The sequence below is a fragment of the Streptococcus sp. Marseille-Q0941 genome, from assembly GCF_943736975.1.
Classification (GTDB): domain Bacteria; phylum Bacillota; class Bacilli; order Lactobacillales; family Streptococcaceae; genus Streptococcus.
Window position 1 is genome coordinate 14,110 of sequence record NZ_CALSFO010000006.1, and the last position, 24,878, is coordinate 38,987.

Consider the following 24,878-nt stretch of genomic DNA (forward strand, 5'->3'; position numbering starts at 1 on the left):
CGTTTTCTCCTTAGAGATCAATCTCCAAGACAATCGGTGTGTGGTCTTGGCGCGCACCAGAGTCAATCATGTCTGACTTGGTAACCTTGTCTGCTACACGGTTACTTGTGATCCAGTAGTCGATTCTCCAGCCTGTGTTGTTGATTTTTGAAGTCTTGCTACGTTGTGCCCACCAAGTATAGCGTTCTGGAACATCGCCATGGATATGGCGGAAGGTATCTGTAAATCCTTTGGCTAAAAGGTTTGTAAATCCTTCACGTTCTTCGTCTGTGAAACCTGGTGAACGGCGGTTGCTGGCTGGGTTTGCAAGGTCAATTTCCTTGTGGGCAACGTTGTAGTCTCCGGTTGCTAGGACAGGTTTTTGCTTGTCTAGTTGAGCTAAGTACTCTGCATATTTGATATCCCAGACTTGACGTTCTTCCAAGCGTTTGAGGCCATCACCAGCGTTTGGTGTGTAAACTTGAGTTACGAAAAATGTATCAAATTCTAGGGTAATGATGCGTCCTTCCGAGTCCATAGTAGAAGGGGCACCGATTTCTGGAAAGCTGATGCTTGGAGTTAGTTCTTTCTTGTAGAGGAACATGGTTCCAGCATAGCCTTTACGAGCAGGTTCTTGAGAGGAACGCCAAGTATTTTCATATCCAGGGAAGAGTTCTTCTAACACCTCGAGATGTTTTTTAGTAGGTCCTGTAGCTGAAAGCTTGGTTTCTTGGATGGCGATGAAATCAGCGTCTTCGGCTACCAAGGTTTGGAGGACGTCTTGTGATAATTTCGCACGCGCAGAATCACTCGTCAACGCTGCATTGAGGGAATCAATGTTCCATGAGATCAATTTCATAATGTTTACCTTTTCATTCAGATTATAGACAATATTATACCAGAAAAAGAAGTATTTCCCCAGCGTATAGTTTGAAAAAACCAGGTCATTCCTATATAATAAAGAATGATTTATGTAAAAGATTGAAAATAAATGAAATGTTACTCCTTTGAGTATCTTTATCGTTGAATATGACAAAGTTTAAGTTAGTGTCATCACCTATGAATAGGAAAAACCTGAGGCAGTCGCCTCAGGTTTCCATTTGTCATTAGAAAGGAATTTTATGTCCATCATCCAAAAACTCTGGTGGTTTTTTAAATTAGAAAAACGCCGTTACCTAGTTGGAATCGTAGCTTTGGTTTTAGTCTCTGTGCTAAACCTCATCCCACCTATGGTCATGGGGCGAGTGATTGATGCCATCACCTCGGGACGATTAACACAAGATGAGCTCCTGCTTCATCTCTTTTATCTCCTGCTTGCAGCTTTCGGGATGTACTACCTGCGTTATGTTTGGCGCATGTATATCCTAGGAACCTCCTACCGACTTGGACAAATCATGCGTTCAAGACTATTTGAACATTTTACAAGGATGTCTCCCGCTTTTTATCAGAGTTATCGGACTGGGGATTTGATGGCTCACGCAACCAATGATATCAATGCTCTGACTCGTCTAGCAGGTGGTGGTGTCATGTCGGCGGTGGATGCCTCTATCACGGCCTTGGTGACTCTGATAACTATGCTCTTTAGCATTTCTTGGCAGATGACCTTGGTTGCTATTCTACCTTTGCCGTTTATGGCTTATGGGACTAGTCGTCTGGGGAGAAAGACCCATAAGGCTTTCGGAGAATCACAAGCAGCCTTTTCTGAACTTAATAATAAGGTTCAAGAATCTGTATCAGGTATCAAGGTAACCAAGTCCTTTGGCTATCAGTCTGATGAATTGGCATCTTTCCAGGAAGTCAATGATTTGACCTTCCAAAAGAATCTGCAAACCATGAAATATGATAGTCTCTTTGACCCCATGGTTCTACTCTTTGTTGGTTCTTCCTATGCCTTAACTCTCTTAGTCGGTGCCTTTATGGTGCAAGCGGGACAAGTAACCGTTGGTAATCTTGTCACCTTTATCTCTTACTTGGATATGTTGGTCTGGCCCTTGATGGCGATTGGTTTTCTCTTTAATATTACTCAAAGAGGGAAGGTTTCTTATCAACGAATTGAGAGTCTTTTGTCCCAAGAATCACCTGTCAAAGAACCAGAATCTCCACTTGACGGGATTGAAAATGGGCGCTTGGAATATGCTATTGATCGTTTTGCCTTTGAAGGCGAAGAGACGCTGAGAGATATACATTTTAGTCTCGAAAAAGGACAAACCTTGGGCTTGGTTGGACAGACTGGTTCAGGGAAAACAGCTTTGATTAAATTGCTCCTACGTGAGTATGACGTTGACCAAGGAGCTATTTATCTAAATGGTCATGACATTCGTGACTATCGACTAGCTGACTTACGAAGTTTGATGGGATACGTCCCACAGGACCAATTTCTCTTTGCTAGCTCTATCTTAGAGAATATTTGTTTTGGAAATCCTGACCTACCTTTCTCAGCAGTAGAAGAAGCGACAAAGTTGGCTCAAGTCTATCAAGACATTCAAGCCATGCCTGAGGGATTTGATACAGTTATCGGGGAAAAAGGTGTCAGTCTATCCGGTGGACAAAAGCAACGTCTGGCTATGAGTCGGGCTATGATCTTAAATCCTGATATCTTGATTTTAGATGATTCCTTGTCAGCTGTGGATGCTAAGACAGAGTTCGCAATCATCGATAATCTCAAGGAAACTCGCAAAGATAAAACGACTATTATCACTGCCCATCGTCTCAGTGCAGTTGTTCACGCAGATTTGATTTTGGTCATGCAGGATGGTCGCATCATTGAACGAGGTAGGCATGAAGACTTACTAGCCTTGGATGGTTGGTATGCCCAAACCTACCAGTCTCAACAGTTAGAAATGAAAGGAGAAGAAGATGCGGAATAAACAAGAACAATGGGTTGTATTGAAGCGTTTGTTGTCTTATCTCAAGCCCTATAGTCTCCTCACCTTTTTAGCCTTAGCTTTTCTCCTCGCGACGACTGTTGTTAAGAGTGTTATCCCCCTGGTAGCTTCGCACTTTATCGACCAGTATCTAAACAACCTTAATCAGCTTGCTGTTACAGTTTTGCTAGTTTACTATGGTCTCTACATTCTTCAAACTATTGTCCAATATGTGGGGAATCTCCTCTTTGCGCGCGTGTCCTACAGCATCGTTAGAGATATCCGACGTGATGCCTTTGCCAATATGGAGAAGCTAGGCATGTCTTACTTTGATAAAACGCCTGCAGGCTCTATTGTCTCTCGTTTGACCAATGACACCGAGACTATCAGTGATATGTTTTCAGGGCTGTTGTCTAGCTTTATTTCAGCTATTTTTGTTTTTGTGACAACTCTTTATACAATGATGGTCCTGGATTTTCGTTTGACAGGTTTAGTTCTTCTATTTCTACCTTTGATTTTTATCTTGGTTAATCTCTACCGAAAAAAATCGGTCAAGGTCATTGAAAAAACCAGAAGTCTACTGTCAGATATTAACAGTAAGCTGGCAGAAAATATCGAAGGAATTCGTATTATTCAAGCCTTTAACCAAGAAAAACGCCTGCAAGAAGAGTTTGATGAGATAAACCAGGAACACCTAGTCTATGCTAACCGTTCAGTAGCCTTGGATTCTCTCTTTTTACGCCCAGCTATGAGTTTGTTGAAGCTGTTGGGCTATGCGGTTTTGATGGCTTATTTTGGCTATCGCGGACTTTATCTAGGAATAACGGCAGGAACTATGTATGCCTTTATCCAGTACATCAACCGGCTCTTTGATCCTCTCATCGAGGTGACACAGAACTTTTCTACTCTTCAGACATCCATGGTGTCAGCAGGTCGTGTTTTTGCACTCATCGATGAGAGCAACTATGAACCGGCCCAAGAAAATGGCCAAGCCGAGATCCAAGAAGGAAATATTCGCTTTGAGCATGTGTCCTTCTCTTATGATGGGAAACACCAAATTTTAGATGATATTTCCTTTACCGTCAATAAAGGTGAAACCATTGCCTTTGTGGGGCATACAGGATCGGGTAAATCTTCTATCATCAATGTTCTGATGCGCTTTTATGAATTCCAGTCAGGTCGAGTTCTCCTAGATGGTGTGGATATTCGAGAGTATCGTCAAGAGGAGCTGAGAAAAAACATTGGGCTGGTCCTACAGGAACCCTTCCTCTATCATGGGACTATCAAGTCTAATATCGCCATGTACCAAGATATCAGTGACGACCAGGTTAAGGCTGCCGCAGAATTTGTCGATGCAGATTCCTTCATTCAGGACCTTCCTTTAGGTTATGATGCACCTGTATCCGAGCGTGGTTCGAGTTTTTCAACGGGTCAACGTCAACTGCTTGCCTTTGCCAGAACTGTTGCCAGTCAACCTAAAATTCTGATTTTGGACGAAGCGACAGCCAATATCGACTCTGAAACAGAAGCTCTGGTCCAAAATTCCCTAGCTAAGATGAGACAAGGTCGGACAACCATTGCCATCGCCCATCGTCTTTCTACCATTCAAGATGCTAATTGTATCTATGTCCTTGATAAGGGACGCATCATTGAAAGTGGAACCCACGAGGAACTCCTAGCATTGGGTGGAACCTATCACAAGATGTATAGTTTACAGGCAGGGGCTCTTTCCTAAGGAAGAATTCTTTTAAAACACAGATTTCTTGCGCTGCCTCTTTTATTTTGTGGTATAATGTAGAATGTTAATAAAGATTATCTATAAAAACAGAGGAGAATGTGCATGCTGAAATGGGAGGAGCTACCTCAGGAAATGCAATTGAGCGAGGTAAAACCATACTACCAGCTTGTGTCTAGAAGAAAAGGCTCACTGATTCTCAAGCGTTGTCTAGATTTGTTTCTAGCCGTAGTCTTGTTAATCTTGACCTCCCCCTTATTTCTGATTCTAAGCATCTGGATCAAGCTAGATAGCAAGGGTCCAGTTATTTACAAGCAAGTGCGGGTAACCCAGTACAACCGTCATTTCAAGATTTGGAAATTCCGGACTATGGTGACGGATGCTGATAAAAAAGGAAGTCTGGTAACTTCTGCAAATGATAGTCGCATCACCAAGGTTGGAAATTTCATTCGCCGTGTGCGTTTGGATGAATTGCCGCAATTGGTCAATGTCCTCAAAGGAGAGATGTCCTTTGTAGGAACACGCCCAGAAGTACCACGCTACACAGAGCAGTATAGCCCTGAAATGATGGCTACCTTGCTCTTACCTGCAGGGATTACTTCCCTTGCCAGCATTAACTATAAGGACGAGGATGCCATCATCAGTCAAATGACTGCAAAAGGTATGACGGTCGATCAGGCGTATGTCGAAAGAGTCCTTCCAGAAAAGATGCACTATAATCTAGCCTACCTACGTGATTTTAATTTCTTCGGAGATATCAAAATCATGTTCCAGACTGTATTTGAAGTTTTAAAATAAAGTAGTCACAAAAGTGAATACAGTAAAAGGAGTAAATCAATGACAAAGTATAATATTCCATTTTCACCACCTGATATCACCGAAGCTGAAATTGCTGAGGTAGCTGATACCCTTCGTTCTGGTTGGATCACAACAGGTCCAAAGACAAAAGAATTGGAACGTCGTCTTTCTCTCTACACTCAGACACCTAAGACGGTATGCCTCAACTCTGCAACAGCAGCTCTTGAATTGATCTTGCGCGTGCTGGAAGTAGGTCCTGGCGATGAAGTTATCGTTCCAGCTATGACTTATACAGCATCATGTAGTGTCATCACTCACGTAGGTGCTACACCAGTTATGGTTGATATCCAAGAAGATACTTTTGAGATGGATTATGACCAACTCGAGCAAGCTATTACTGAGAAGACTAAGGTTATCATCCCAGTTGAGCTAGCAGGTATTATCTGTGACTATGATCGTTTGTTCCAAGTAGTAGAAAAGAAACGTGACCTTTTTACAGCTGCTAGCAAGTGGCAAAAAGCCTTTAACCGTATTGTCATTGTCTCAGACAGTGCACATGCTTTGGGATCTACTTATAAAGGACAGCCAGCCGGTTCTATCGCAGACTTTACTTCCTTCTCATTCCATGCCGTTAAGAACTTTACAACGGCTGAGGGTGGAAGTGCGACTTGGAAAGCCAATCCAGCGATTGACGACGAAGAGATGTACAAGGAATTCCAAATCCTATCTCTTCATGGTCAAACCAAAGATGCGCTTGCTAAGATGCAACTAGGTTCATGGGAATACGATATCATAACTCCTGCCTACAAGTGCAATATGACAGATATCATGGCTTCACTTGGTTTGGTACAGTTGGATCGTTACCCTGGTTTGCTACAACGTCGTAAGGACATCGTGGACCGCTATGATCGTGGTTTTGCGGGTACTCGTATTCACCCATTGGCGCACAAGACTGATACTATCGAATCTTCACGTCACCTCTACATCACCCATGTAGAAGGTGCTAGTCTAGAAGAACGCAACCTCATTATCCAAGAATTGGCCAAAGCAGGAATTGCAAGTAATGTACACTACAAACCGCTTCCTCTCTTGACAGCCTATAAGAATCTTGGTTTTGATATGGCAGATTATCCGCGAGCTTATGCCTTCTTTGAAAATGAAATTACGCTTCCTCTTCACACTAAATTGACGGACGAAGAAGTAGACTATATCATTGAGACTTTTGTCAGAGTTTCCGAACAAATTCTTGCTTCTTCAAAAAGCTAATAAAAAAATTAGTAAAAAATGAACGAAAACGGTTGACAAAGGAAAAACAATAACATATAATTAACTCAACAAATCAGAAAAGTAATTATTTTTAATCTTCAGGGAGCCTGTGGTTACTGCGAAAAGGTGGTTGGAAGTAGTGAAAGTGGGCTGATTTGAAAAAATGAATTTGAAACAATGAAAATTCGGTAGGCACACCTTACAGTGCAACTTGTTGTTAGACAAGGCAGAGATGTAAAGGGGATAGTCTCTTTACAATTGAGGTGGTACCGCGTTACAGACGCCCTCACATGGAAGTGGATTCCGTGTGTGGGCTTTTTCTATCCGTCATTTTGTTTATCTTTTATTTGGGCGTTAAGTCGCTTTGATGAACTTGAGTTCTATCTACAGCTTCTTGCCTACTACTAAAAGCAAACAAAAAGCCGGATTCATGCAGAAGGAGGAAAAATTTTATGACAACTAAAGGTTATTTTGGACAATTTGGTGGAAGTTTTGTACCGGAGCCGATTCAGGCTTTGTTGGATGAGTTGGAAGTGACATTTGACAAGTACAAGGATGATCCAGAGTTTTTGGCAGAATTTCGTCATTATTTGAAGGACTATTCAGGTCGCGAAACACCGCTATATTATGCAGAGAGCTTGACAGAGCACCTAGGTGGCGCTAAGATTTATCTCAAACGTGAAGACCTGAACCACTTGGGTTCACATAAGCTTAACAATGTTTTAGGACAAATTCTTCTTGCTAAACGCATGGGTAAAAAGCGTGTCATTGCCGAAACAGGAGCTGGTCAGCACGGTGTTGCGACTGCGGCTGCTGCAGCCAAGTTTGGTATGGCCTGTGATGTCTACATGGGGGCAGAAGATGTGGAACGCCAACGTCTCAATGTCTTCCGTATGGAGATGATGGGTGCAACTGTTCACGCAGTTGAAACAGGAACGCGTACTCTGAAGGATGCGGTTGATGCAGCCTTTGGAGCATGGATGAATGACCTTGAAGCTTTCTATGTTTTAGGTTCAGCTGTGGGACCTCACCCTTATCCAACCATTGTCCATGAGTTCCAAAAAGTTATCAGTGAAGAATCACGTCGTCAAATCTTGGAAAAAGAAGGTCGTCTGCCAGATTACGTTATTGCCTGTGTAGGTGGTGGTTCCAATGCCATCGGTGCCTTTTCACAGTATGTAGCTGATGAAGAAGTGAAATTGATCGGGGTAGAAGCTGCTGGTCATGGTCTAGATACTGATAAACACGCAGCAACTATGACCAAGGGTAGTGTAGGTATCGTCGATGGAATGAAAACCTATGCAGTCTTTAAGGAAGATGGAGAACTTGCTCCAGTCTACTCTATCTCAGCTGGTTTGGACTATCCAGGGGTTGGTCCAGAACATGCCTACTTTAAAGACTCTGGTCGTGTAGAGTATGTTGCAGCGACAGACGAAGAAGCTGTCCAAGCTTTGCTTTTGTTAAGTAAAACAGAAGGAATCATCCCGGCGATTGAAAGCTCACATGCTATCGCAGAAGCAGTTAAACGTGCGCCGAAACTAAGTAAAGATGAGATTATCATCATCAATGTGTCAGGTCGTGGAGACAAGGACGTAGCTGCTATTGCTGACTACCTTGAAGCAAAGAATAACTAATCATTCCAAGATTAAAGGGAGAAAATTGTGATTTTATTGATTGATAATTATGATTCTTTTACCTACAATCTAGCTCAATATATCGGAACCTTTTCTCCTGTTGAGGTCTTGCGAAACGACGATCCTCGTCTCTATCAAGTAGCAGAAAAGGCAAGAGCTCTTGTCTTTTCTCCTGGACCCGGTTGGCCAGCTGATGCTGGAAAAATGGAGGAAATGATTCGAGATTTTGCTGGGAAAAAGCCGATTTTAGGGATTTGCTTGGGACATCAGGCTATTGCAGAGGCTTTTGGTGGAAAACTAGGTTTGGCTCCAAATGTCATGCACGGTAAACAAAGTCAGCTCCAATTTGAAGCTCCATCCATTCTCTATCATGGGATAGAGAATAACTGCTCAGTCATGCGTTACCATAGTCTTATGGTGGAGGAATTACCCGCAGACTTTGAAGTTACGGCTCGTGCGATAGACGATCAGGTGATCATGGCTTTTCAACACAAGAAGCTCCCTATCTATGGCTTTCAATATCATCCAGAAAGTATAGGGACACCAGATGGACTATCAACCATACGAAACTTCATTGATAAGGTTATCTAAGGAATAGGTCGACAATATAAAAGCCCTCATAGAGGGCTTGACTATCCTACAAGCAGTAGCTTACCAAAAATAATCATACAAGCAGCAAGTAAGAGGAAAGGCACAAACGGCAGTCTTTCCTTTTTCTTTTGCAGGAGAAAGGCTAGGATGCCAGTTGTGGAAGCAAATTGAATTACAATCAGAATTTCTGTAAGGGTAAAAACTAGCGAACAAGAAGCCAGAAAGAGAAAGTCACCTGCTCCTATGCGGATATCGATAAGATGAGCAATGATTCCAAGAATCAAGAAGAAAGCCATAGCTAGATTCCAGCCAGAACAAACCATGAGGATTACGTGAAAAGTTAGCCAGACTAACAAGGGATATTCTTGATGACGAAGGTCATAAATGCTCAAAGTCAAACCAGCAGTTACCAGAATGACTTGTCCCCAGGAAAGAAAGCCCCAAGACCAAGACAGAAAGAGAAGTCCTAAGCCTAGTTCAAAAAGGGCATACCAGAATGGATAGCGAATCTTACAGTAGCGACAGCGAAAGCGATTGAAGACCTGAGATACAATCGGAATCAAATCTAAGGGACGCAAGCGAGTCTGACAAGAATCGCAGTGACTAGCTGGTCTGATAATGGATTGCTCAGGGAAACGGTCAATGACCAAACCCAAGAAAGAAGCGAGAATGCTCCCGACAAGAAAAAAATAAAAATCAATCATACTTATCTATTCGTAAAAAATAGAAGAAGTAGTATAATAAAGAAACATAGATAAGATGGTGAGGAAAATATGACAATTCGTTTTGAAGAAAATGTGAGCGTAAAAAATGCTCAGCTCGTATGCCAATGGTCCAACTCCCTTGGCAAATCCTTTCAAGAACAATGGATGGGAACAATGATTCCTTTTCCCTTGACAATTCAAGTTTTGCAAGATTTGGAAGGAATCTTTTCAATCTTTGATGGACAAGAGTTTGTGGGAGTTATCCAGAAAATCAGGCTAGAAGACAGTAATCTTCATATCGGAAGATTTTTTATCAACCCCCAGAAACAGGGGCAAGGCTTAGGAAGCCAGGCTTTAAGGAAATTTGTTAGTTTGGCCTTTGAAAATGGAGACATAGATAGTGTCTCTCTAAATGTCTACGAGGCAAATCAAAGAGCCAAGCACGTCTATCAAAAAGAAGGATTTGAAATTGTTCAAATGGTTGAAGAACCTATACGAAAATATATAATGATAAAATCTAGATAAGAACTAGATTATACTAGAATCTGTACCCGTACAATTTTTGCTTTTCAAACTTGTTACAGAGAAATTTTCTTGATAAAATAGATACATGACTAGATATAAAGCTGTAATTTCCTATGATGGATACGCCTTTGCTGGATTTCAGCGACAGCCACGTGCGCGTAGTGTCCAAGAGGAAATTGAAAAAACTTTAACCAAACTAAATAAAGGACAGGCCGTTACCATTCATGGCGCTGGGCGAACGGACAGTGGGGTCCATGCACTAGGGCAGGTTATCCACTTTGACCTCCCCTATCAGATGGATGAGGAAAAGCTTCGTTTCGCTCTCGATACCCAAAGTCCTGAAGACATCGATGTGATTTCGATTGAGATAGTGGCGGATGATTTTCATTGCCGTTATACCAAGCATAGCAAGACCTACGAGTTTATCGTAGATAGAGGACGTCCTAAAAATCCAATGCGTCGCCATTATGCGACCCATTATCCCTATCCACTAAATGTGGAACGGATGCAGCTTGCTGTAAAAAAATTGGAGGGGACACATGACTTTACTGGTTTTACAGCATCAGGAACTAGTGTAGAGGATAAGATTAGGACAATCACAGAAGCTAGCCTTAGAGTTGACGAAACAGGTCAGTTTTTGACCTTTACTTTCTCTGGCAATGGTTTCCTCTATAAGCAGATTCGAAATATGGTCGGAACCCTGCTTAAAATTGGTAATAACCGTATGCCCATTGAACAGATTGACCTCATCTTGGAGAAAAAAGATAGACAGTTGGCAGGTCCAACTGCAGCACCAAATGGTTTGTATTTGAAGGAGATTTTTTATGAAGAATAATCGTATTTTAGCACTTTCAGGAAATGATATTTTTAGTGGTGGTGGACTAGCTGCTGACCTTGCGACCTATACTTTAAATGGTTTGCATGGTTTTGTAGCTATGACTTGTTTAACTGCTTTGACGGAAAATGGTTTTGAGGTCTTCCCGACAGACGAGACTATTTTCCAACAACAGTTGGATAGCCTTAAGAGCGTAGACTTTGGAGGGATTAAGATAGGTCTCTTACCGACTGTCGGTGTTGCTGAGAAAGCTCTCAACTTTATCAAGGAGCGTGCAGGAGTGCCTGTCGTATTAGACCCTGTTCTCGTTTGTAAGGAAACGCATGATGTTGCTGTCAGCGAGCTCTGTCAAGAGTTGATTCGCTTTTTCCCTTATGTGTCTGTCATTACTCCTAACCTTCCTGAGGCAGAATTGCTTGCAGATCAAAAGATTGAAAGTCTGGATGATATGAAAGCTGCAGCTCAGAAATTACATGACTTAGGAGCGCCAGCAGTCATTATTAAGGGAGGAAACCGTCTCAGTCAGGATAAGGCTGTGGATGTCTTTTATGATGGAGAGAATTTCACTATTCTTGAAAATCCAGTTATTCAAGGACAAAATGCTGGTGCAGGATGTACCTTTGCGTCAAGTATTGCTAGCCAGCTAGTCAAGGGAGAAGAACTCTTACCAGCAGTAGAAAGTTCTAAAGCCTTTGTTTACCGTGCCATTGCACAAGCAGATCAGTATGGAGTGAGACAGTATGAAGCAAACCAAAACAACTAAAATCGCCCTATTATCTATACTAACTGCTCTATCAGTAGTTTTAGGTTATATTGTAAAAATCCCAACTCAAACTGGAATCTTAACTCTTTTAGATGCTGGTATCTTCTTCACCGCTTTTTATTATGGTCGCCGGGAAGGAGCCGTTGTCGGAGGGTTAGGAGGTTTCATTATTGACTTGATTTCAGGTTATCCTCATTGGATGTTCTTTAGCTTGCTTTTCCATGGCTTGCAGGGTTACTTTGCAGGTTTTAAAAGGAAATGGCAATGGCTTGGATTAGTTTTGGCAACTTTTGTCATGGTAGCCGGTTATGCATGTGCGACTTCTTGGATGAAAGGTTGGGGTGTAGCTCTGACAGATATTCCTCACAATTTGTTGCAGAATTTTGTTGGAATGATTGTTGGGTATCTTCTATATCAAAGTATTAAGAAAATTAGTAAGCAGTAAAAAGGAATCTTCCCTGGGAACTCTTGAAAAAGCTCTGATTTTTTGCTAAAATGAAAACTATGAAAACACTCTACGATGTGCAACAATTTCTCAAACAGTTTGGCATTCTTGTCTATATGGGCAAACGTCTTTATGACATTGAGTTGATGAAGATCGAACTATCACGAATCTATGATGCTGGCTTGATGGATAAGCTGGATTATCTTGAAGCAGAGGCTGTTCTGCGTAGAGAGCACAAACTAGAATTAGATTATTTAGAAAAAAATGGAGATTAGGTATTATGGTAACTTGGGTATTATGGGGACTTATTGTAGCGATGTTGGCTTGGATGGGATACAACTATCTTCGTATTCGCCGTGCGGCCAAAATTGTTGACAATGCAGAGTTTGAGTCTTTGATTCGTACCGGTCAGTTGATTGACTTACGTGATCCGTCAGACTTCCACAGAAAACATATCCTCGGAGCTCGTAATATTCCTTCAAACCAATTGAAGACAAGTTTGGCAGCTCTTCGCAAGGATAAACCTGTCCTTCTATATGAAAACCAACGTGCACAACGTGTTACAAATGCAGCACTTTTCTTGAAAAAACAAGGTTTCTCAGAAATTTATATCCTCTCTTACGGGTTGGATTCTTGGACAGGCAAGGTTAAGACTAGCTAATAATGTGAAATAAAGTTGTCACATATGTTTAATATACAGTTCTAGCTTTTTGTGATATAATTAATTTGTATTAAATTTAAGGAGTTTTTATTATGCAAGAAAAGAAAAAAGCCTCACTTGTTTTAGGTATTCTATCTATCGTCCTTGGTTTGCTATCTCCAATCGTAGGTCTTATTTTGGGGATCATTGGCCTTGTTTTGGCTAATTCGCACGAAAAACAATCTGAACTAGTGTATAAAACAGAAAAAATTCTCAATATCGTAGGGATTGTCGTTTCTGTACTTAACTGGATTGCAGCCCTCGTAATGATTTTTGGCTAATCAAAAACAAAAAAGCTTTATGTTTAAAGCTTTTTTTGTTTTATCCACTTTTCGTTAAGTGGTTTTTAATGATTTTCAATTCCTCTTGATTCAAGGGACGGTATTGCCCCTCTGCTAGCCCTAAATCTAATGTAAAATCTCCGAACTGAACTCGTTTTAGAGCAGTAACCTTGACACCGACTGAGAGGAACATTTTTTTAACCTGATGAAACTTCCCTTCAGAGATGGTGATAGTGGCTCTGCTGAGACTAGGGCTTGAAGATAGAATCTCAAGTTGAGCAGGTTTACAGCTAGTTCCATCAAGAAAGACTATCCCATCTTTGAACTGTTGGATGTGGTCAGATGAGAGTGGTCCATTTACTTCAACTTGGTACGTTTTATCCACATGAAATTGAGGATGGAGAAGTTGAAAACCAAGGGGCCCATTATCGGTTAAGAGAAGAAGACCTGTTGTGTCTCGATCTAGGCGACCAATTGCATAGAGTTGATCCGACTGGAGGTGTTGAGGGAGTAGGTCCATGACTGTTGGCAGTTCCTTGTCCTTACTTGCTGTCACGACACCATTTGGCTTATGAAGCATGAGATAGGCGTGCTCATACCCTTGAATTTTTCTATCTTTAAAAATCAGCTCTTGCAATCCTGTATCGACATTCTGTGCAAGGGAAGTAGCAGGGCCTCCATCTACTAAGATTTCCTTTTTCAGGAGAGCTTGTTTCATGGCTTTTCGACTGATTTTTTCCTGGGCCAATAAATTATCTAAACGCATACCAGCTTATCTTATCACAAGTCGGGATTTTTGAAAAGAAAAGAGAAGTTATGAATTTGCTTTTGAAAACATTTACACTTGCTTGAGTTAAGTCATTTGCCTAAAATTGTGGTATAATCGTTCAGTTAGAAAATAAATTTTTGAAAACAATAGAGGAAATCATGACAAAATTAAGAGAAGATATCCGTAATATCGCGATTATCGCCCACGTCGACCACGGGAAAACAACCCTCGTTGACGAATTACTAAAACAATCTGAAACACTTGATGCACGTACTGAATTAGCTGAGCGTGCAATGGACTCAAACGATATCGAAAAAGAGCGTGGAATTACAATCCTTGCGAAAAATACAGCAGTTGCCTACAACGGAACTCGTATTAATATCATGGACACGCCAGGACACGCGGACTTCGGTGGAGAAGTTGAGCGTATCATGAAAATGGTTGACGGTGTTGTTTTGGTCGTAGATGCTTACGAAGGGACTATGCCACAGACTCGTTTCGTATTGAAAAAAGCCTTGGAACAAGATCTTGTGCCAATCGTTGTCGTTAACAAAATCGATAAGCCATCAGCTCGTCCAGCAGAAGTCGTAGATGAAGTCTTGGAACTTTTCATCGAGCTTGGTGCAGATGATGACCAACTTGACTTCCCAGTTGTCTATGCATCAGCCATCAACGGAACATCTTCATTGTCAGATGATCCAGCAGACCAAGAAAAGACGATGGCGCCAATCTTTGATACCATTATTGACCACATCCCAGCTCCAGTTGATAACTCAGATGAGCCACTTCAATTCCAAGTGTCACTCTTGGACTATAATGACTTCGTTGGTCGTATCGGTATCGGTCGTGTCTTCCGTGGTACAGTAAAAGTTGGTGACCAAGTTACCCTTTCTAAATTGGACGGTACAACCAAGAACTTCCGTGTGACCAAACTCTTTGGTTTCTTTGGTTTGGAACGTCGTGAAATCCAAGAAGCAAAAGCTGGTGACTTGATTGCTGTATCTGGTATGGAAGATATCTTCGTTGGTGAAACGATTACTCCAACAGACGCAGTTGAGGCATTGCCAGTTCTTCACATCGACGAACCGACTCTTCAAATGACTTTCTTGGTCAACAACTCACCATTTGCTGGTCGTGAAGGTAAATGGGTCACTTCTCGTAAGGTTGAAGAACGTTTGCAAGCAGAATTGCAAACAGACGTATCTCTTCGTGTAGATCCAACAGACTCACCAGATAAATGGACAGTTTCAGGACGTGGGGAATTGCACTTGTCAATCCTTATCGAAACAATGCGTCGTGAAGGTTATGAACTTCAAGTGTCTCGTCCAGAAGTTATCATCAAAGAAATTGATGGTGTCAAGTGTGAGCCGTTTGAACGCGTGCAAATCGATACACCAGAAGAATACCAAGGATCTGTTATCCAAAGCCTTTCTGAGCGTAAGGGTGAAATGTTGGACATGATTGCAACTGGAAACGGGCAAACTCGTTTGGTCTTCCTAGTTCCTGCGCGTGGTTTGATTGGATACTCAACTGAGTTCTTGTCAATGACTCGTGGTTACGGAATCATGAACCATACTTTTGATCAATACTTGCCATTGATTCCAGGTGAAATCGGTGGACGTCACCGTGGTGCCCTCGTTTCTATCGATGCTGGTAAAGCAACAACTTACTCGATCATGTCGATTGAGGAACGCGGTACGATCTTTGTCAACCCAGGTACTGAAGTTTACGAAGGAATGATCATTGGTGAAAACTCTCGTGAAAATGACTTGACCGTAAACATCACGAAAGCTAAACAAATGACTAACGTTCGTTCAGCTACTAAGGACCAAACAGCGGTTATCAAAACTCCTCGTATCTTAACTCTTGAAGAATCACTTGAGTTCTTGAATGACGATGAATACATGGAAGTAACGCCTGAATCGATTCGTTTACGTAAGCAAATTCTCAATAAGGCAGAGCGCGAAAAAGCAAATAAAAAGAAAAAATCAGCTGAATAAGAGCTAGAAAGAGATAAAGATGGTCTATTTAATCATAGGGATTTTATTACTCTTACTCTATATCTTTGCGACCCCTCAAAGTATCAAGGGAACAGTCAATGTGGTTATTCTGGTTTTTGGACTTGTTGCCCTCTTGATTTTGTTGATGCTATCTGCATTTCAGATTTTTCAACTTCCAGCTGAAATCTTTATCACATTGGGGATGCTTGCTCTTGCCTACTTTAGCTTAAGGGATATCAGTCTCATATCGATTCGAAAGAAGCACGAAAATTAAGCCTATCATAGAATAAGAAAAAACTTCTATTAGCAACTAATTTGCCCATAGAAGTTTTTTTGTGGTTAAGATAGATTGTTGTTTTTATCAGAATAACGGTTGTAGAAATCTACTTTTATCTGGATAAAATGTTCTAATTCACGAAAGAGTTGTAATAGGGTTGCCCGTGTCTCAAACTCTTCTCTAGTTTTGGGGAGAGATCGATTGCGAAATACCTGCAGGTAGTTCTCGATATCTTCCAATAAGCTATAGGCTGGATTGGTTTGACTTAGTTGGCTAGCTGTTTTTGAGAAGAGCTGAGCAACGATCAGGTTTTCGCTTGCTGCTAGCTGGCAGGTGTTTATCTGCTGGGCCATGTTTCTTAAAATGCGGGTTTGTCTTTGGCGCATCTCAAAGTAGTGGATATGGTAGTCTGTCTGATGAAAGAGATGGTCAGAGTGGTCCAGATAGACTAGTTTGAGGGCTTCCTCCAATAGTTGGTCAAGTTCATTGACTAGTTGAGCTTGATTGCGTCCATCTCCTTTTTTTAGATAATAGGCTAGGCGTAGAAAAACGTCTCTTAGTTTTTCTTCTACAAGACTATGATAAAGCTGAATCTCTTGTTGACGTGAAGGCATATAGAGATTGACTAGAAGTGCAAAGCCAGTACCTATCAGGAATAATAGTAGTTCATTCACTAAAAGAACTGGAGAAGTTGATTGTTGGATTAATAGATGGCTAACCAAGACGCTGCTTGGAGTAATCCCAATTTCCCAACCGAGTTTATAGGCTAGAGGAACATAGATTGCTAAGTAAAGTCCAAAGCTCCAGATATGATAACCAGTTAGTTGAAAGGCGATAACACCGATTGTCAGAGCCAGCAAGGTTGAAAAAAGTCTATTGCGAGCTAGTTTGATAGTGCTTCTTCGTGTATCAGAGAGACTTAAGATAGCAATGATACCAGCTGATACAGCTGAGGATAAATCAAAAAAGTAGGCTAGAAAGCAGGCAAAGCAGGTTGCCAGGACTAGTTTAAGAGTGCGTTGTGTGATAGACATAGAAAGCTTCCTTGAGATAAATGATTTAAAGTTATAATAGTAAGTAGGGTAGAAAGGTCTATTTCAATAGAATTATTGAGAAAAAAATGAGTTCTCCTTGTAGTGGTTTGATTATAGTATAAATATGTTTTGAAATCAAGTGAATCTAATAATAGTATAGGCAGAATGAATATTTATCAAACTGGTTCAGATATCGTTTTATGGTATAATGGATGAAAGGAGTTTTACATGCAAGAATTTTTTAAAAGCTATTTTAATAAGCTAGATTTAACAACGGTATTTGAGAATCTCTTAACGAAAGTGATTTCTCTTTTGATTTTATTTGTGTTATTCTACATAGCTAAAAAGCTTCTCCATGCGGCTGTCAAGAAAATTGTGAAGCCTTTACTGAAGTATTCAAATCGTGATGCAGGAAGACAAAAGACAATCTCGCGTTTATTAGAAAATATTTTTAATTACACCCTTTATTTCTTTTTAGTTTACTGCATTTTGTCGATCCTAGGACTACCTGTATCTAGTTTACTAGCTGGGGCTGGGATTGCCGGTGTTGCAATTGGTATGGGGGCCCAAGGATTTTTGTCGGATGTTATTAATGGTTTCTTTATTCTCTTTGAACGCCAGTTGGATGTAGGAGATGAGGTTGTGTTGACAAATGGTCCCATTACTGTATCGGGAAAAGTAGTTAGCGTCGGAATTCGAACAACTCAACTAAGAGGTGAAGACCAGGCTCTCCACTTTGTTCCCAACCGTAATATTACTGTGGTTAGCAATTTTTCAAGAGAAGAGCAGAACTGAAATTTTACTTGATTTGTGGTACAATAGAAAGAGTTTGGTAAAGGAGAAACGATGTTTTTAGATAAGCAATTAGGAAATGGTTGCACCTGGATTAACCTAGATGTGGAAATCATCAAAAATCTTGAAGATTTATCTGAAATCTATGGATTGGATAAGGAAACCATCGAATATGCGCTGGATAAAAATGAACGCGCCCACATGGATTACGACCGTGAAAATGGCACTGTAACCTTTATCTACAATGTTTTGGATTTAGAAAAGGACAAGGAATACTATGAAGCGATTCCTCTGACTTTTATCGTTGAAAAACAACGAATGATTACCATCAGCAATCACAAGAATGCTTATGTCATTGATCAGATGTTAACTTATCTGGATAGCCATGAGTCCCTGTCCATATATAAATTTCTTTTTGCCAGTCTAGAAATCATTAGTAACGCCTATTATCCAATTATTGAAAAGATGGATAAAAGTAAAGATGAAGTTAATGGTTTGCTTCGTCAGAGAACAACCAAGAAAAATCTCTTTGCTCTTTCCGACTTGGAGACAGGTATGGTTTATCTAACGGCGGCAGCCAAACAGAACCGTATCTTACTGGAACATATCCAAGGACATGCCCTCTATCGTCGTTTGGACGAAATTGAAAAAGAGCAGTTTGATGATGCCATGATTGAGGCTCATCAGTTGGTATCTATGACAGATTTGATTTCTCAAGTTCTTCAACAACTGTCAGGATCTTACAACAACATCCTAAACAATAACCTGAATGATAACTTGACAACCTTGACCATTATTTCAGTTTTATTGGCCGTGCTTGCGGTTATCACAGGATTTTTCGGGATGAATGTTCCTCTTCCATTTATGGAGGATAAGCATGCATGGATTTATATTACTTTGGCTAGCGCTGTCTTGTGGCTTGTTTTAGCCCAGTTTCTCAAAAGAATTGCAAAAATAAGTTAAGAAAAGGAGCCAGAATGGCGATTGAAAATTATATGCCAGATTTTGCTGTGGAAGCAGTCTATGATCTGACAGTCCAAAGCCTGCAGAAGCAGGGAATCAAGGCTGTTTTGGTTGATCTGGATAATACCTTGATTGCTTGGAATAACCCTGATGGGACTCCAGAGATGAAGCAATGGTTACATGACCTTCGTGATGCTGGTATTCGTATCATTGTAGTATCCAATAACACACCCAAACGTGTCAAACGAGCAGTCGAAAAATTTGGGATTGACTATGTTTATTGGGCTTTGAAGCCCTTTACTTTCGGGATTGACCGTGCCATGAAGGAATTCCACTATGAGAAAAATGAAGTCGTCATGGTTGGGGATCAACTCATGACGGATATTCGAGCGGCTCACCGAGCAGGGATTCGTTCGATTTTGGTCAAACCCTTGGTTCAGCACGACTCTATCAAAACACAGATTAACAGAGCTCGTGAGCGCCGTGTTATGAAACAAATCACTGAAAAGTACGGGCCTATCACATATAAAAAAGGAATCTAACTATGGAAGAAATTCTCTGTATTGGCTGTGGAGCAACCATTCAGACGACAGATAAGACTGGTCTTGGATTTACTCCCCAGTCGGCACTTGAAAAAGGTTTGGAGACAGGCGAAGTTTATTGCCAACGTTGTTTCCGTCTTCGTCATTACAATGAAATTACAGATGTGCAGTTGACGGATGATGATTTCCTAAAACTCTTGCACGAGGTGGGAGACAGTGATGCCTTGGTAGTTAATGTCATTGATATCTTTGACTTTAATGGTTCTGTCATCCCAGGATTGCCACGTTTCGTATCCGGTAATGATGTCCTCTTGGTTGGTAATAAAAAAGATATCCTCCCTAAGTCAGTTAAGCCTGGCAAGATTAGTCAATGGCTCATGGAACGTGCCCACGAGGAGGGCTTGCGTCCTGTCGATGTCGTCCTAACTTCAGCACAAAACAAGCATGCCATCAAGGAAGTCATTGACAAGATTGAATACTACCGTAAGGGTCGCGATGTCTACGTGGTCGGTGTGACCAACGTTGGAAAGTCAACCCTTATCAACGCTATTATCCAAGAAATCACGGGTGACCAAGATGTCATCACGACTTCACGCTTCCCAGGGACAACCTTGGACAAGATTGAGATACCACTTGACGACGGATCTTATATCTACGATACACCGGGGATTATCCACCGCCACCAGATGGCTCACTACTTGACGGCTAAAAACCTCAAGTATGTCAGCCCTAAAAAGGAAATCAAGCCTAAAACCTATCAACTTAACCCTGAGCAGACTCTATTTCTAGGTGGTTTGGGACGATTTGACTTCATTTCAGGAGAAAAACAAGGCTTCACAGCCTTCTTTGACAATGAACTCAAACTCCACCGTACCAAGCTAGAAGGAGCGAGTGCTTTCTACGACAAGCACCTAGGAACCCTCCTCACGCCTCCTAACAATAAGGAAAAAGAAGATTTTCCAAAACTAGTCCAGCATGTATTTACCATTAAGGACAAGACTGACCTAGTCATCTCAGGCCTAGGCTGGATCCGCGTAACAGGCACCGCCAAAGTCGCCGTCTGGGCACCAGAAGGCGTCGCAGTCGTCACACGAAAAGCAATAATTTAAACACAGAAAGGAAAGGGTTGTCTTTATTAAGGCTAGCATTGCGAGCCCCCATGGAGAATACTTTTCGCCGTGGTGTCAGTTGGTATAAGTGATTGTACCAACTGCGGAAAATTTGAGACCTTAGGCTCAAATTTTAGTCATGAAAGTCCAAAGAACTTTGCTGACGTCCGTCATCACCTAAGAAAAGTATGAAAAGAAACTCTTTTATTTAAGATAATGTCATTAACATCAAAACAACGTGCCTTCCTCAACAGCCAGGCACATACCCTAAAGCCTATCATCCAAATCGGGAAAAATGGACTCAACGACCAAATCAAAACCAGCGTTCGTCAGGCACTGGATGCCCGCGAGTTGATCAAGGTTACACTCTTGCAAAATACGGATGAAAACATCCACGAAGTAGCTGAAGTCTTGGAAGAAGAAATCGGTGTGGATACAGTCCAAAAAATCGGACGTATCTTGATCTTGTATAAACAATCCAGCAAGAAAGAAAATCGTAAGATTTCTAAAAAAGTCAAAGAAATCTAAAACTCTACTCCAAAACTGTTTTTACAGAAGACTAAAGGAGATTAGCCTATGGCAATCGAATTATTGACTCCCTTTACCAAGGTAGAGTTGGAGCCAGAAATCAAGGAGAAAAAACGCAAGCAAGTTGGAATCTTAGGGGGGAATTTTAACCCTGTTCACAATGCCCACCTGATCGTGGCAGACCAAGTGCGCCAGCAGTTGGGATTGGATCAAGTGCTGCTTATGCCTGAATATCAACCACCTCACGTAGATAAAAAAGAAACTATTCCTGAACACCACCGTCTGAAAATGCTTGAATTGGCTATTGAAGGGACTGAAGGAATAGCTATTGAGACAATTGAGCTAGAGCGCAAGGGTATTTCCTACACCTACGATACCATGAAACTCTTGACAGAGAAGAATCCAGATACAGATTATTACTTTATCATAGGTGCCGATATGGTAGACTATTTGCCTAAGTGGTATAGAATTGATGAACTGGTTGACCTCGTTCAGTTTGTAGGAGTTCAACGACCACGCTACAAGGCTGGGACTTCTTACCCAGTCATTTGGGTGGATGTACCCCTGATGGACATTTCATCTAGTATGGTGCGTGATTTCATTGCCCAAGGACGTAAGCCTAACTTTCTCCTACCAAAACCTGTGCTAGACTATATCGAGAAAGAAGGGCTCTACTAATGGCATATCAAGACTACATCAACTGTTCCCGTGAGGAATTGTTGGAAAAAATGGCAGAGCTTCTACCCGAGAAACGTTTAACCCATTGTCTAGGTGTAGAGCGTGCAGCCATGGAATTGGCTCAGCGCTTCGGTGTAGATGTTGAGAAAGCAGGCTTAGCAGGTCTCCTTCATGATTATGCTAAAAAGTTATCAGATCAGGAATTTCTAAACTTGATTGACCGCTATCAGCTAGACCCTGACCTCAAAAATTGGGGTAATAATGTCTGGCATGGCATGGTAGGCATTTACAAGATTCAGGAAGATTTGGATTTGCAAAATGCTGAAATCCTACGAGCTATTGAAATCCATACAGTTGGAGCTGGCCAGATGACCGACTTAGACAAGGTCATCTACGTCGCAGACTATATCGAGCACAATCGTGCCTTTCCAGGTGTGGATCAGGCGCGTGAGATAGCAAGATTGTCACTTAATAAGGTAGTAGCCTATGAAACAGCTCGTACTATAGAGCATTTGGCTCACCAGGGATTTCCTATCTATCCCCAAACCCTTGAAACCTATAACGCCTATGTGCACTATTTGAAAGAGGATTAAATGAACGAAAAAGAATTATTAGAACTAGTCGTGAAAGCGGCTGATGAGAAACGTGCGGAGGATATCCTTGCACTTGATGTACAAGAATTGACCAGTGTGACAGACTACTTTGTGATTACTAGCTCTATGAATAGTCGTCAATTGGATGCTATCGCTGAAAATATTCGTGAAAAAGTTGCTGAAGCTGGCTTTAAAGGCAGTCATGTTGAAGGTGATGCAGCTGGAGGCTGGGTCTTGCTAGACCTTGGTGGTGTCGTTGTGCATATCTTTTCAGAAGAAATGCGTGCCCACTATAACCTAGAAAAACTATGGCACGAGGCGGACTCAGTAGATCTCTCACAAGCCTTAGCATAGGAGATGAACTCAGTTGCAGTCAACTGAGTTTCTTTGCTTAATTTAGAAGAAAATTGATAGAAAGGTAAGGGCATCGTGTTTGGTTGATCTTGAAACTGAACACGAGCTAAAAGCTGTTAGAAAAAGAGTAACTTTCTTTGTATCTGATGATACGGCAGAAAGTTTCCTATTTTCTCTTTGCTTTTAACGCTCTTTGTATCTTAATTATGGCTACATACGAAACCTTTGCGGCTGTTTACGATGCTGTGATGGACGATAGTTTATACGATAAATGGACGGATTTTTCCCTCCGTCATTTGCCAAAGACTAAGGAGAGAAAGAAACTCTTGGAGTTGGCTTGTGGGACAGGTATCCAGTCTGTGCGCTTTTCTCAGGCTGGCTTTGATGTAACTGGACTGGACCTGAGCGCGGATATGCTGAAGATTTCGGAGAAGAGAGCTGCTTCAGCCAAGCAAAAGATTGATTTTATTGAAGGCAATATGCTGGATTTATCCAAGGAGGGGAAATACGATTTTGTCACTTGTTATTCGGACTCTATCTGCTATATGCAGGATGAAGTAGAAGTAGGCGACGTTTTCAAAGAAGTCTATAATGCCCTCAATGAAGATGGTGTTTTTATCTTTGATGTGCATTCAACCTATCAGACTGACGAAGTTTTTCCAGGCTATTCTTACCATGAAAATGCAGAAGACTTTGCCATGCTTTGGGATACCTATGAGGACGAAGCACCTCACTCTATCGTGCATGAACTGACCTTCTTTATCAAGGAAGCAGACGGGTCCTTTAGCCGTCACGATGAAGTGCATGAAGAACGGACATACGAAGTCTTGACCTATGATATTTTGCTGGAACAGGCTGGTTTCAAATCCTTCAAACTTTATGCTGATTTTGAGGATAAGGAGCCTACAGAGACCAGTAGACGTTGGTTTTTTGTGGCACAGAAGTAGGAGAATATCATGACCATTACAGGTATTATCGCGGAGTTCAATCCTTTTCATAATGGGCACAAATACCTGCTAGCTCAGGCAGAGGGGCTGAAAATTGTTGCCATATCTGGGAATTTCATGCAGAGAGGCGAGCCTGCTATTGTAGATAAGTGGACACGGGCCCAGATGGCACTGGAAAATGGCGCAGACTTGGTAGTGGAATTGCCCTTTTTAGTCAGTGTTCAGGCGGCAGATTTCTTTGGCCAAGGAGCTGTGGATATCTTGGCTCGGTTGGGAATTGATAGCCTCGCTTTTGGGACAGAGGAAGTTCTGGATTACCAAAAAATCGCTGACTTATACACAGAGCATGGTGCTGAGATGGAGCGTTATATTGCAGAATTACCTGATTCTCTCTCCTACCCTCAGAAAACCCAAGCCATGTGGAAGGAGTTTGCTGGTCTTGATTTTTCTGGCAATACGCCTAATCATGTCCTTGCTCTGGCCTATGCCAAGGCAGTTGCAGGACGAAACATCAAACTCCAGCCGATTCAGCGTCAGGGAGCGGGTTACCATTCTGTGGATAAGAATGTGGACTTTGCCTCGGCGACAGCCCTCCGTCAGCACCAGAGGGATACAGATTTCTTAGAACGCTTTATGCCTTCTGTTACACTGTTTGAAAATGCTAGCAAGGTGAGCTGGGATGACTATTTTCCCTTACTCCGCTATCAAATCTTGTCAAACCCTGACCTAACCACCATCTATCAGGTCAATCAAGAAATGGCAGTGCGCATCAAGGAAGCGTCCAAAACAGCCCAGTCTGTGGACGAATTGGTGGAAGCTGTTGCGACCAAACGATACACTAAAGCGCGTGTCAGACGCCTCTTGACCTATATATTGGTGCAGGCTAGAGAAAGTAATTTGCCAGAAGGTATTCATGTCCTCGGATTCACCGAAAAAGGCAGGCAACACCTCAAGTCTTTGAAAGACCAAGTCCATCTAGTCAGCCGAATTGGCAAAGAACCTTGGGATGCCATGACTCAAAAGGCAGATCAGATTTACCGACTAGGAAATCCAAGTATAGCAGAGCAGAATTTTGGTAGAACTCCCATAAGAAAAGAAACAAACTAAGTCTACTGAAAGGTAGGCTTTTTTGCTTCGTTTTTCTTGGAAATTTAAATTTTTAAAGAATCTTA

The 24,878-nt window shown here is 41.6% G+C and carries 29 protein-coding genes and 1 other annotated feature; of the genes, 25 read left to right on the forward strand and 4 right to left on the reverse strand.

Going from position 1 to position 24,878, the window contains the following annotated elements:
- Positions 1-10: 10 nt before the first annotated feature.
- Positions 11-838, reverse strand: coding sequence for an exodeoxyribonuclease III (locus tag NGI26_RS06555; protein ID WP_251937869.1), 828 nt, complete (start codon positions 836-838; stop codon positions 11-13).
- A 262-nt stretch (positions 839-1,100) separates the two neighbouring features.
- On the opposite strand from NGI26_RS06555, the gene NGI26_RS06560 reads away from it, so the two are divergent.
- From NGI26_RS06560 to NGI26_RS06585, 6 genes are all read left to right on the forward strand, one after another.
- Positions 1,101-2,846, forward strand: coding sequence for an ABC transporter ATP-binding protein (locus tag NGI26_RS06560; RefSeq protein WP_251937872.1), 1,746 nt, complete (start codon positions 1,101-1,103; stop codon positions 2,844-2,846).
- Entirely contained in the window at positions 2,836-4,578 is a 1,743-nt protein-coding gene (locus tag NGI26_RS06565) for an ABC transporter ATP-binding protein (RefSeq protein ID WP_251937876.1), read from the forward strand. The genes NGI26_RS06560 and NGI26_RS06565 overlap by 11 nt, the downstream gene beginning before the upstream one ends.
- 105 nt (positions 4,579-4,683) lie before the next feature.
- Entirely contained in the window at positions 4,684-5,376 is a 693-nt protein-coding gene (locus NGI26_RS06570) for a sugar transferase (RefSeq protein WP_251937879.1), read from the forward strand.
- Positions 5,377-5,415: 39 nt separating this feature from the next.
- Positions 5,416-6,642 carry a DegT/DnrJ/EryC1/StrS family aminotransferase gene (locus NGI26_RS06575; protein ID WP_251937882.1) on the forward strand — a complete coding sequence of 409 codons (1,227 nt, stop codon included), beginning with the start codon at positions 5,416-5,418 and terminating at the stop codon, positions 6,640-6,642.
- 59 nt (positions 6,643-6,701) lie between these two features.
- Positions 6,702-6,933: a binding site (T-box leader), on the forward strand.
- 161 nt (positions 6,934-7,094) lie between these two features.
- The gene (trpB, locus tag NGI26_RS06580; protein ID WP_251937885.1) at positions 7,095-8,276 is read left to right on the forward strand and encodes a tryptophan synthase subunit beta; all 1,182 of its coding nucleotides are present in this window, start codon (positions 7,095-7,097) and stop codon (positions 8,274-8,276) included.
- A 27-nt stretch (positions 8,277-8,303) separates the two neighbouring features.
- Entirely contained in the window at positions 8,304-8,867 is a 564-nt protein-coding gene (locus NGI26_RS06585; protein ID WP_251937888.1) for an aminodeoxychorismate/anthranilate synthase component II, read from the forward strand.
- A gap of 41 nt (positions 8,868-8,908) precedes the next feature.
- Here the strand turns inward: NGI26_RS06585 and NGI26_RS06590 are convergent, their stop codons facing one another.
- Positions 8,909-9,571, reverse strand: a complete 663-nt coding sequence (locus NGI26_RS06590; protein ID WP_251937892.1) for a prepilin peptidase — start codon at positions 9,569-9,571, stop codon at positions 8,909-8,911.
- A gap of 69 nt (positions 9,572-9,640) precedes the next feature.
- Between NGI26_RS06590 and NGI26_RS06595 the strand changes: the two genes are divergently transcribed.
- The 7 genes from NGI26_RS06595 (at position 9,641) to NGI26_RS06625 (ending at position 13,120) form a co-directional block, all read left to right on the forward strand.
- Positions 9,641-10,096, forward strand: a complete 456-nt coding sequence (locus tag NGI26_RS06595; RefSeq protein ID WP_251937912.1) for a GNAT family N-acetyltransferase — start codon at positions 9,641-9,643, stop codon at positions 10,094-10,096.
- A gap of 85 nt (positions 10,097-10,181) precedes the next feature.
- A complete protein-coding gene (gene truA, locus NGI26_RS06600; protein ID WP_251937915.1) occupies positions 10,182-10,931 on the forward strand; it encodes a tRNA pseudouridine(38-40) synthase TruA in 750 nt (249 codons plus the stop codon).
- On the forward strand, positions 10,921-11,694 hold the full coding sequence (locus NGI26_RS06605; RefSeq protein WP_251937918.1) for a bifunctional hydroxymethylpyrimidine kinase/phosphomethylpyrimidine kinase: 774 nt from the start codon (positions 10,921-10,923) through the stop codon (positions 11,692-11,694). The genes truA and NGI26_RS06605 overlap by 11 nt, the downstream gene beginning before the upstream one ends.
- On the forward strand, positions 11,672-12,139 hold the full coding sequence (locus tag NGI26_RS06610; RefSeq protein ID WP_251937921.1) for an ECF transporter S component: 468 nt from the start codon (positions 11,672-11,674) through the stop codon (positions 12,137-12,139). Before NGI26_RS06605 ends, NGI26_RS06610 begins: the two co-directional genes overlap by 23 nt.
- A 50-nt stretch (positions 12,140-12,189) precedes the next feature.
- The gene (locus tag NGI26_RS06615) at positions 12,190-12,414 is read left to right on the forward strand and encodes a YqgQ family protein (RefSeq protein WP_251937926.1); all 225 of its coding nucleotides are present in this window, start codon (positions 12,190-12,192) and stop codon (positions 12,412-12,414) included.
- Between the two features lie 5 nt (positions 12,415-12,419).
- Positions 12,420-12,800 (forward strand): rhodanese-like domain-containing protein, encoded by a 381-nt coding sequence (locus NGI26_RS06620; protein WP_251937930.1) that lies wholly within the window; start codon positions 12,420-12,422, stop codon positions 12,798-12,800.
- Positions 12,801-12,892: 92 nt separating this feature from the next.
- Entirely contained in the window at positions 12,893-13,120 is a 228-nt protein-coding gene (locus tag NGI26_RS06625) for a DUF4190 domain-containing protein (RefSeq protein ID WP_251937933.1), read from the forward strand.
- Between the two features lie 40 nt (positions 13,121-13,160).
- On the opposite strand, the gene NGI26_RS06630 is transcribed toward NGI26_RS06625, so the two are convergent.
- The gene (locus NGI26_RS06630) at positions 13,161-13,886 is read right to left on the reverse strand and encodes a pseudouridine synthase (RefSeq protein WP_251937936.1); all 726 of its coding nucleotides are present in this window, start codon (positions 13,884-13,886) and stop codon (positions 13,161-13,163) included.
- A gap of 161 nt (positions 13,887-14,047) precedes the next feature.
- Between NGI26_RS06630 and typA the strand changes: the two genes are divergently transcribed.
- Together typA and NGI26_RS06640 are read left to right on the forward strand one after the other, a co-directional pair.
- On the forward strand, positions 14,048-15,889 hold the full coding sequence (gene typA, locus NGI26_RS06635) for a translational GTPase TypA (protein ID WP_251937939.1): 1,842 nt from the start codon (positions 14,048-14,050) through the stop codon (positions 15,887-15,889).
- Positions 15,890-15,908: 19 nt separating this feature from the next.
- Positions 15,909-16,163, forward strand: a complete 255-nt coding sequence (locus tag NGI26_RS06640) for a DUF3165 family protein (RefSeq protein ID WP_251937943.1) — start codon at positions 15,909-15,911, stop codon at positions 16,161-16,163.
- A gap of 65 nt (positions 16,164-16,228) precedes the next feature.
- Here NGI26_RS06640 and NGI26_RS06645 read toward each other — a convergent pair whose 3' ends face one another.
- Positions 16,229-17,200: an aromatic acid exporter family protein gene (locus tag NGI26_RS06645; protein WP_251937947.1), complete on the reverse strand. Its 972-nt coding sequence runs from the start codon at positions 17,198-17,200 to the stop codon at positions 16,229-16,231.
- Between the two features lie 228 nt (positions 17,201-17,428).
- On the opposite strand from NGI26_RS06645, the gene NGI26_RS06650 reads away from it, so the two are divergent.
- From NGI26_RS06650 to NGI26_RS06695, 10 genes are all read left to right on the forward strand, one after another.
- Positions 17,429-17,995, forward strand: coding sequence for a mechanosensitive ion channel family protein (locus tag NGI26_RS06650; RefSeq protein WP_251937950.1), 567 nt, complete (start codon positions 17,429-17,431; stop codon positions 17,993-17,995).
- A gap of 51 nt (positions 17,996-18,046) precedes the next feature.
- Entirely contained in the window at positions 18,047-18,955 is a 909-nt protein-coding gene (locus NGI26_RS06655) for a magnesium transporter CorA family protein (protein ID WP_251937954.1), read from the forward strand.
- A 14-nt stretch (positions 18,956-18,969) separates the two neighbouring features.
- The gene (locus NGI26_RS06660; RefSeq protein ID WP_251937958.1) at positions 18,970-19,497 is read left to right on the forward strand and encodes a YqeG family HAD IIIA-type phosphatase; all 528 of its coding nucleotides are present in this window, start codon (positions 18,970-18,972) and stop codon (positions 19,495-19,497) included.
- A 2-nt stretch (positions 19,498-19,499) separates the two neighbouring features.
- Complete coding sequence (yqeH, locus tag NGI26_RS06665; protein WP_251937962.1) at positions 19,500-20,606, forward strand: ribosome biogenesis GTPase YqeH; 1,107 nt, start codon at positions 19,500-19,502, stop codon at positions 20,604-20,606.
- Between the two features lie 216 nt (positions 20,607-20,822).
- On the forward strand, positions 20,823-21,134 hold the full coding sequence (gene yhbY, locus NGI26_RS06670; RefSeq protein ID WP_251937965.1) for a ribosome assembly RNA-binding protein YhbY: 312 nt from the start codon (positions 20,823-20,825) through the stop codon (positions 21,132-21,134).
- Positions 21,135-21,182: 48 nt separating this feature from the next.
- The gene (locus tag NGI26_RS06675) at positions 21,183-21,812 is read left to right on the forward strand and encodes a nicotinate-nucleotide adenylyltransferase (RefSeq protein WP_251937968.1); all 630 of its coding nucleotides are present in this window, start codon (positions 21,183-21,185) and stop codon (positions 21,810-21,812) included.
- Positions 21,812-22,405: a bis(5'-nucleosyl)-tetraphosphatase (symmetrical) YqeK gene (gene yqeK / locus NGI26_RS06680; protein WP_251937971.1), complete on the forward strand. Its 594-nt coding sequence runs from the start codon at positions 21,812-21,814 to the stop codon at positions 22,403-22,405. The genes NGI26_RS06675 and yqeK overlap by 1 nt, the downstream gene beginning before the upstream one ends.
- Complete coding sequence (rsfS, locus tag NGI26_RS06685; RefSeq protein ID WP_251937976.1) at positions 22,406-22,759, forward strand: ribosome silencing factor; 354 nt, start codon at positions 22,406-22,408, stop codon at positions 22,757-22,759.
- Between the two features lie 206 nt (positions 22,760-22,965).
- A complete protein-coding gene (locus NGI26_RS06690; RefSeq protein WP_251937979.1) occupies positions 22,966-23,706 on the forward strand; it encodes a class I SAM-dependent DNA methyltransferase in 741 nt (246 codons plus the stop codon).
- A 9-nt stretch (positions 23,707-23,715) separates the two neighbouring features.
- Positions 23,716-24,813, forward strand: a complete 1,098-nt coding sequence (locus NGI26_RS06695) for a nucleotidyltransferase (RefSeq protein ID WP_251937981.1) — start codon at positions 23,716-23,718, stop codon at positions 24,811-24,813.
- The last annotated feature ends 65 nt before the right edge of the window (positions 24,814-24,878 follow it).